Source organism: Terrisporobacter petrolearius (assembly GCF_020748185.1).
In the GTDB taxonomy this organism is placed as follows: domain Bacteria; phylum Bacillota; class Clostridia; order Peptostreptococcales; family Peptostreptococcaceae; genus Terrisporobacter; species Terrisporobacter petrolearius.
In genome coordinates this window covers 1-8,515 of sequence record NZ_JAHZMO010000074.1, presented here as the reverse complement: position 1 = coordinate 8,515, position 8,515 = coordinate 1, and the positions used below count along the sequence as shown (strand labels likewise).

Below are 8,515 nucleotides of genomic sequence, written 5' to 3'. Positions count from 1 at the left end.
ATATTTCTTTTTCCTTCGCTAAGCTTTTGTTTTCTTTTTCCCATAATAAAACAGCCTCCTATAATAATTAAATATTATCATAGAAAGCTGTTGAATTTTGTTATTTACAGAGTTTTTTTCACACACTAAATAAAAAAGGAGCGTATGCTCCTTTTTTATTTAAACTATTTACAACTTAATATAGGTATTAAATCATTTGGAGTATTAATTATATAATCAGCACCTAAATCTTCTAATATTTTTTTATCCCTAAACCCCCAAGCAACTCCTACAAAGTCTATATTTGCATTCCTTGCTGTTTCAAAATCAACTTCACTATCACCAATATATAAGCACTTATTTTTAGACGAATCTAAGTTATTCATAGCTGCTAACACTGTATCTGGGTATGGCTTTTTTCTTCTTTCAGGAGATTTTCCTATTGCTACTTGAATATATTCTGAAAAATAATGGTCATTTAACTCCCTAACACCATCTTGAAATTTATTAGATACAATTGCCATCTTATACTTATTTTCTCTCAAATAATCTAGTAATTCAATTATTCCATCATAAGGTTTAGTTTTATTTCTTAGGTTTTTGGAATAATATCTTTTAAAAATAAATAAACATTCTGCAAATTTATCGCAAGAAGTTTTATCTGGCAGTGAAAGCTCAATTAATTTTTCAATGCCATTTCCAATAAAAGAACAGATCTCATCCTTACTTCTAATCGGAAAATTTAACTTTTCTAAAGCATAATTAACACTATCAGCTAAATCATCTAAAGAATTTAAAAGAGTGCCATCTAAATCAAAAATCAAAGTGTTGTAATTCATCATAAATCCCCTTGTCTTTATTAAGTTATTATATACACCACGAATAAATTTTAATGTGGTATTTTTACTAATTTATTTCTAATATAATTTTCTATTTTAAGAATTAAAATAAATAATTTCTCACTAATATTAAATAATATTAAAAACAAGTATTATTTTAGGAGTGAAAAATGAAAAATAAAAGAAAAATAATTAGTATTTTATTGTCTATTATTATTATAGTATTTTTTCCTGTATTGTCTATTTCAAAAGAAAACAAAAATTGCTTTTTAGGCTATGGAAAAGAACGTATATCATTAGAATATTTCTCAGAAATATGCTTAACACCAGGAGAAGATGAAAGTATGCTTAATTTTTCTTGGTATAGCAGATCTTCTCAGGGTACAAGCAAAATAAAAATTTGGGAAGAATATGGAAAAGAAAGGATATTTGAAGGTGATAGTATTGATATAGGAAATGGATTTATAAGTAATAAAGTCACAGTTACAAACCTAAAAGCCAATACAACTTATATTTATTCATATGTGAGTGATGGGTTGTGGAGTCAACCATTGGAGTATAAAACGCAAGACTCTATAAATTATAAATTTGTATTTATGGCTGACCCTCAAATTGGAGCTTCATCAAAAAAAAACAAATCTAATATAGATGGAGTAGAAAAGGATGCTTATAATTGGAATAAAGTTATAAAAAAATCAGTAGATAAAAGTAATAATCCTAGCTTTATAGTATGTGGTGGAGATATAACTAATGCAACAGAAGATGGCGATGGTTTATCTAAAACATATACAAGTAATTTAGAATACGCTGGTTTTTTATCCTCTGATTATTTACGATATATACCAATAGCAAATGCCATTGGTAACCACGATAAAGATAATGAGAATTTTTATAATCACTTTAATATGCCAAACTTAACTAATTTAGGTGAGACTGTAGCAGGAGGAGATTATCACTTTACTTATGGAAACACTTTATATTTATTTATAAATACAAATAACTTAAATATATTGCAACATAAAAAATTTATAGAAGACACTATAGAAGAAAATAAAAATATGAAGTGGAAAATTGCTGTATTTCATCATGATATTTATGGTGGTGGACGACACGAAGATGATAAAGATATGAAAATATTAAGAAGTGAAATCCCACCCATATTGGAAGATAATAAAATTGATTTAGTTTTGTGCGGTCATGATCATATATATTCTAGAACTTACCCACTTAAAAATAATAAAAAAATAATGAATTTTACAGTGGAGAGAGTGGAAAATTCAAAAGAAAAAGTAGATATAATAAAAAATAATGAAGGAATAACTTATATAACAGGAAGTTCTTCTACAGGAAGTAAGTTTTATAAACAAGGCAAGAATAAAAACAAGTATATAAAAAAGATTTATTCTGAAGAAATACCAACATACACTGTAATTGAAATTAAACAGGACTTAATAAATATAGCTACTTATGAAGTGAATGAGGATAAACCTGTAGATAATAAAATAATTATACAAAAATAATTTATACAAATTTTTTTATTATATAGAATGAAATAATTAAGCTCTATTGTGGTGAGTTATTTGGACATGGTATATAATTATAAATATATTATATTAAATATATTTAAGGGGGTTCATATAATGAAAGAAAGAGTTGCAGAAGTACTAGAAAAAGTTAGACCTGTTTTACAAAGGGATGGGGGAGACGTAGAATTAGTAGAAGTTAGCGATGATGGGGTTGTTTTAGTTAGACTTAAAGGAGCGTGTTCTGGATGTCCAGGAGCTACTATGACTTTAAAAGCAGTTATAGAAAACCTATTAGTTAAGGAAGTTCCAGGGGTTACAAAAGTAGTAGGAGTATAAATTTTATTTATTATAGATGAAAGGCACTCATTATTGAGTGTCTTTTATTGTGGGAAAATAATAATTTTAGTTATATTTTAAAAAAATGGTAAAAATATGTAATTAATGTTAAAATATGGATTTGTATTTATATTTTCAAATATATGTAATATAATATATAATGCTTAAAATATGACAAAATTTGTAAATAATAAAGATTATTTATTAATTGTATTTAGTACATATGATGGATTTCTGTATAAATATTAAAAATAAATCGAAAAATAAGTTAAAATACAAATTAGACATTTTTAGCTTACAACTTAGTGGAGGAATACCTATGAAAAATATATTTAAAATATTTCGAGATGATTTAAAAGATATATCTACAAATATGGCGTTAATAATTGTATTAATAGCACTTGCAGTATTACCATCTTTATATGCTTGGTTTAATATAAAGGCTTCTTGGGATCCATATGGTAATACATCTAATATATCAGTGGCCGTAGTAAACAATGATAAAGGGGCAACTTTATTTGAGAAAGATTTAAACGTAGGAGATAAGTTAATAGATGAACTAAAAAATAACCGCTCCTTAGGATGGAAATTTGTTAATGAAGAAGAAGCAAAGAAAGGTGTTGAGACAGGTAAATATTATGCTTCAATAGAAATTACACCAGACTTTTCTAAGAATATTATATCAGTATTAAGTAAGGATATACATAAAGCAGAAATCAAATATACAGTAAATGAAAAAATAAATGCAATTGCACCAAAAATAACGGACAAAGGGGCATCTACAATACAACTACAAGTTGACCAAACTGTTGTAAAAACAGCAAGTGAGGCAGTATTTACAACATTAAATGATTTGGGAATATCTTTGGAGGAAAATCTTCCTATGCTTACAAAAATAGAAAATTCTTTAGTTGAGGTTCAAGGAAAGTTTGGTAAAATAGATAGTATTTTAGATACAGCTAGTGATGCATCTAGTCAAATTAGTGAAATATCCAAATTGCTTCAAAATGATATGCCTCAAATAGAATCAACGTTAAAAAGTTCTATTAATCTATCTAAAGATGTAAAAGAATTTTTACAGATAACAAAATCTAGTATGAATGATATTGCTCCGACTATAAAAAATGATATAAAAATAATAAATGAGATATCATTATCAGTAGCCAGTGGCGTAGGAGATTTGATAACAGCTATAGAAAATGGATATGAAAATGCACCAGAATTAGTAGATGGTCTTTATAATAAAGTTGATCACTTATTATCCATATCAACTAAATTATCAGATTTTTTAACTAAATTAGATAAAATAGCGCCAGAAACATCTATTCAAGGAACTATAGATTCTATTAATGAAATAAACAGTAAGCTCAATTTAGCTAAGACATCTTTAGCAAAAGTTAAAGAACAAATAAATAATGGAGAAAAACCATCATTAAATGACTTAAATGGAATTGTAACTGTGTTAAATGATGTGAATAAAATTACTGATAACTTATTAAATAATTATGACACTAAAATAGTAGCTCCTCTTAATGAAATATTTAATAAGGGAATAACTGTATCTAGCGATGTTATATCACTATTAGAAAAAGCAGAAGATAAACTCCCTAAAATAAATAATATATTAGGAACAGCGATTAATTTATCAGGAGATGCAAATGAAGCAATTGACTATATAGAAAAAAAATTACCAGAGGCAGAATCTGCATTAAATAAATTAGTATCTGATTTATCTATAGTAAATGATAGCGACGAAATGGGCGATTTAATTAAATTCCTAAAAAATGATATAATTAAGCAGTCAAACTTTTTAAAAGAGCCAGTAGAATTAGTAACGAATTCACTATATCCAATGGCAAACTATGGTGCAGCAATGACACCGTTTTATACAGTTCTTTGTCTTTGGGTTGGGGTTTTACTTTTAACTTCACTTTTAACAACAGAAGTAAAAGGAGAATACAGGCCTTATCAAGTTTATTTTGGAAGGGGACTTACATTTTTATCGATAGGTTTATTACAAGCATTAATTGTAAGTGTGGGAGATATATATTTATTGGGAGTCACAGTTGACAATCCGGCTATATTTATATTACTATCATTGTTTATCAGCTTAGTGTTTAATTTTATAGTCTACTCCCTGGTATCTGTGTTTGGAAATATAGGAAAAGCTATGGCGGTTATTTTATTAGTAATTCAGGTTGCAGGATCGGGGGGAACATTCCCTATACAAGTAACACCAAAGTTTTTCCAAAATGTTAATCCATTTTTGCCATTTACTTATGGAATATCAGCCTTGAGAGAGGCAGTGGCAGGAATATACGAACCTAACTTAACTGGAGATATAGTTGTACTTTTAACTTTCTTAGCATTAGCTATAGTACTAAATGTTCTGTTAAAAGGACCTATTAATAAAATGTTATACAGGTTTACAAAGAGAATGGAAGAAAGTAGACTTACAGAACATTAAAATATTTTATGAATAAAGGATAAATTGAAATAATCAATTTATCCTTTATTTTTTATATGAAAAGAATTACTATTTTTAATATAAGAGGTTAACAATTATTTAGTTAAAGAGGTGATTGAAATGAGAATAGGAACTTCTGTATCAACTAAAAAATTAGATGAGGCTTGTGTTAATGAGTACAAAATTCCTTTAATACTTATGATGGAAAATGCGGTGATTTCAGCAATCAAACATTTAGATACAAACTTATATAATAAGTATGTAATTGTTAGTGGTGTAGGAAACAATGGTGGAGATGGTCTTGGGATAGCAAGACAATTAAAAGCTAGAGAAAAAGAAGTAAAGGTGTTTATAGTTGGAAATATGGAAAAAATCACACCATGTTCAAAAACTAATTTAGAAATTCTAAAAGCTATGAATATACCTTATATCGTAATAGACACAAAGGAAGAAAATATTAATCATCTAGAACAGTTAGAGACTGATATTAGAAATAGTAATGTATTAGTTGATTGTATCTTTGGCACTGGATTAGAACGAGAAATTAAGGGTATATTTAAAGATGTTATAGAAATTATAAATAAAAATAAGAATTTAGTTTATTCTATAGATGTGCCATCGGGAATAAATGCAACTACTGGTGAAGTTTTAGGAGTATGCATAAAAGCGGATAAAACCATATCCTTTGAGTTTTATAAAAGAGGATTTCTTAAATATGAAACAAAAAAATATATTGGAAATGTAGTGGTAGAACATATAGGTATACCAGAATATATATTAAAAAAACACGATGATAATGAATATATCACTTCTATGAATTTTGTCAAAGATAATATAAGAGATAAAAACAAATTTAGTTTTAAAAGTGACTTTGGTAAGGTTACAATTTTTGCAGGTTCAAAAGGATTTTCTGGAGCAGCATTCATAGCCAGTGAGGCTGCTATAAAAAGTGGTAGTGGACTAGTTACTTTAGTTTGTGATGAACATATTCAAGATATAATAAGTTCAAAACTAAGTGAGGGTATGACTGCAAATTATAAAGAAGAAGATCGAATAAATGAACTAATTAAAACTTCTAATGCCATAGGATTTGGTTGTGGAATGGGAAATAATAAGACAACGTTAGAAAGATTGCAATACGTTTTAAATAAGAGTGACTGTCCAGTAATAATTGATGCAGATGGAATAAATGTGCTAAAAAATAATATAAGCATATTAAAAAAATATAAAAATAAGATTATAATAACACCTCATTTGGGTGAAATGTCTAGGCTAACAGGCAAGTCAACTTCATATATAAAAGAAAATAGAATAGATGTGGCAAAAGAATTTGCAAAGAAATATAATATAATAGTTTTACTTAAAGGGTACGAAACTATTATTACAGACGGGAAAGATGCATATATAAATCCAACAGGTAATAGTGCCATGGCTAATGGAGGTATGGGTGATTGCTTACTTGGAATGATAACTTCCTTTGTTGGCCAAGGAATAGAATTATTTGAAGCAGTAATATGTGCAACTTACATACATGGCTATATAGGTGACATTTTATCTAAAAAAATGTATACAGTGAATGCAACTCACATTATAGAAAAAATTCCTATTATTATGAAAGAATTTAATATTGAAATTAATTTGTAACTATTACCAATATTTATATTGTTATACTAGTATAAAGTAAGTCAATTTATAAATAGAGAAGAGGGGTATGATGAATACGGTTTGGTTGATTGTTGCGGTAGCATTTGGAATAGCTGAATTAATGACGACAAGTTTAACACTAGTATGGTTTAGTATAGGCGCTTTAGTTTTAATGGTTTTAAGCACTTTTATAGAGAGCGTAATAATTCAAATTGCATTATTTGCGGCTATATCGATTACTTTATTAGTTACATTTACAAAGTATTTTGTAGATAAAGATAAAACTTTTAAATATAATACAAATTTACAAGGAATAGAGCAAAAAACAGGTGTGGTTAAAGTAGAAATACTTCCCTACGCCACAGGTATTGTAACATTGACGGGAGAAGATTGGACTGCAATATCAGACAGCAATGAAAAAATTGAAGCTGGACAGCTTGTTAAGGTAATAAGAATCGAGGGTGTTAAACTAGTTGTAAAACCTATTGATGACGAAGAAAAAAGTAAATAATAAAATTAACCATAAATTAATAAAAAGGAGAAGAGTGTATGATAAAATTAGTAGCCATAATACTAATAGTAGTAGTATTAAGCTTAAGTTGTGTAAAAGTTATTAAACAATCAAAAGTGGGCATAGTAATGAGACTTGGTAAGTTCCATAAAAAAGCGGATACAGGTGTTCATTTCTTAATACCATTTTTAGATCGAATGGCGTATGTAATTGATTTAAGAGAAAATGTAGTAGATTTTCCACCACAAGCGGTTATAACAAAAGATAATGTTACTATGCAAATAGATACTGTAGTTTATTTCCAAGTGACTGATCCTGTTAGATATGTATTTGAAATAGCAAATCCAATATCTGCTATAGAAAACTTAACTGCCACAACTCTTAGAAATATAATTGGTGAGTTGGATTTAGATGAAACACTAACATCTAGAGATATAATCAATACAAAGATGAGATCTATACTAGATGAAGCAACTGATAAATGGGGTATAAAAGTTAACAGAGTAGAACTTAAAAATATAATGCCACCACATGATATACAAGTTGCTATGGAAAAACAAATGAGGGCAGAAAGAGAAAGAAGAGAGTCGATACTTCAAGCAGAAGGAAATAAAGCAGCATCAATACTTCAAGCAGAAGGAGAAAAACAATCAGCAATACTTAGAGCTGAAGCTAAAAAAGAAGCTATGGTTAGAGAGGCAGAGGGTGAAAAAGAATCTCGTATACTTAGAGCAGAAGGAGAAGCTGAATCTATAAGACAAATTGCACAAGCTAATGCAGAGGGTGAAGCCACTATAATTAAAAATGTATTCCAAGCAATGAAAGAATCTGATATTGATGACAACATGTTAGCGCTTAAGTCTATGGAAGCTTTAGAAAAACTTGCAGAAAGTGATTCCACTAAACTTGTTCTTCCATCAGAGACAGTTAATTTCTTAGGTTCTTTTAAAGGAATTAAAGAAGTATTAAGTAGTGATAAAAATAGTAAATAATTAATTAAAATACTCTAAAGATATATATCTTTAGAGTATTTTTTTATGACAGTTACTATATATTCGCTTATATTTTTTATGGAGGTAGTTATGAAAGCAATAGTAGAAAGATGCGCAGGTTTAGATGTTCATTTGGATACAGTTGTTGCATGTATTCTATATGGAGACTTAGATAAAAAGCCTAATAAAGAAGTTAAAACATTTTCTACAACAACTAAGGG

Annotated in this window: 7 protein-coding genes; 6 read left to right on the top strand and 1 reads right to left on the bottom strand. The window is 28.0% G+C overall.

What is annotated here, in order from left to right:
* Positions 1-164 precede the first annotated feature (164 nt).
* Positions 165-818, bottom strand: a complete 654-nt coding sequence (locus K0040_RS19250) for an HAD family hydrolase (RefSeq protein WP_228110334.1) — start codon at positions 816-818, stop codon at positions 165-167.
* Between the two features lie 170 nt (positions 819-988).
* Here K0040_RS19250 and K0040_RS19245 point away from each other — a divergent pair, with 170 nt between their 5' ends.
* The 6 genes from K0040_RS19245 (at position 989) to K0040_RS19220 (ending at position 8,294) form a co-directional block, all read left to right on the top strand.
* The gene (locus tag K0040_RS19245; RefSeq protein ID WP_228110333.1) at positions 989-2,338 is read left to right on the top strand and encodes a purple acid phosphatase family protein; all 1,350 of its coding nucleotides are present in this window, start codon (positions 989-991) and stop codon (positions 2,336-2,338) included.
* A gap of 120 nt (positions 2,339-2,458) precedes the next feature.
* Positions 2,459-2,680: a NifU family protein gene (locus tag K0040_RS19240; protein ID WP_018592197.1), complete on the top strand. Its 222-nt coding sequence runs from the start codon at positions 2,459-2,461 to the stop codon at positions 2,678-2,680.
* Positions 2,681-2,999: 319 nt separating this feature from the next.
* Positions 3,000-5,147 carry a YhgE/Pip family protein gene (locus K0040_RS19235; protein WP_228110332.1) on the top strand — a complete coding sequence of 716 codons (2,148 nt, stop codon included), beginning with the start codon at positions 3,000-3,002 and terminating at the stop codon, positions 5,145-5,147.
* Positions 5,148-5,267: 120 nt separating this feature from the next.
* Entirely contained in the window at positions 5,268-6,791 is a 1,524-nt protein-coding gene (locus K0040_RS19230; protein WP_228110331.1) for an NAD(P)H-hydrate dehydratase, read from the top strand.
* A 70-nt stretch (positions 6,792-6,861) separates the two neighbouring features.
* Positions 6,862-7,302: an NfeD family protein gene (locus K0040_RS19225; RefSeq protein ID WP_228110330.1), complete on the top strand. Its 441-nt coding sequence runs from the start codon at positions 6,862-6,864 to the stop codon at positions 7,300-7,302.
* Between the two features lie 38 nt (positions 7,303-7,340).
* Positions 7,341-8,294 carry an SPFH domain-containing protein gene (locus K0040_RS19220; RefSeq protein ID WP_228110329.1) on the top strand — a complete coding sequence of 318 codons (954 nt, stop codon included), beginning with the start codon at positions 7,341-7,343 and terminating at the stop codon, positions 8,292-8,294.
* Positions 8,295-8,515 lie beyond the last annotated feature (221 nt).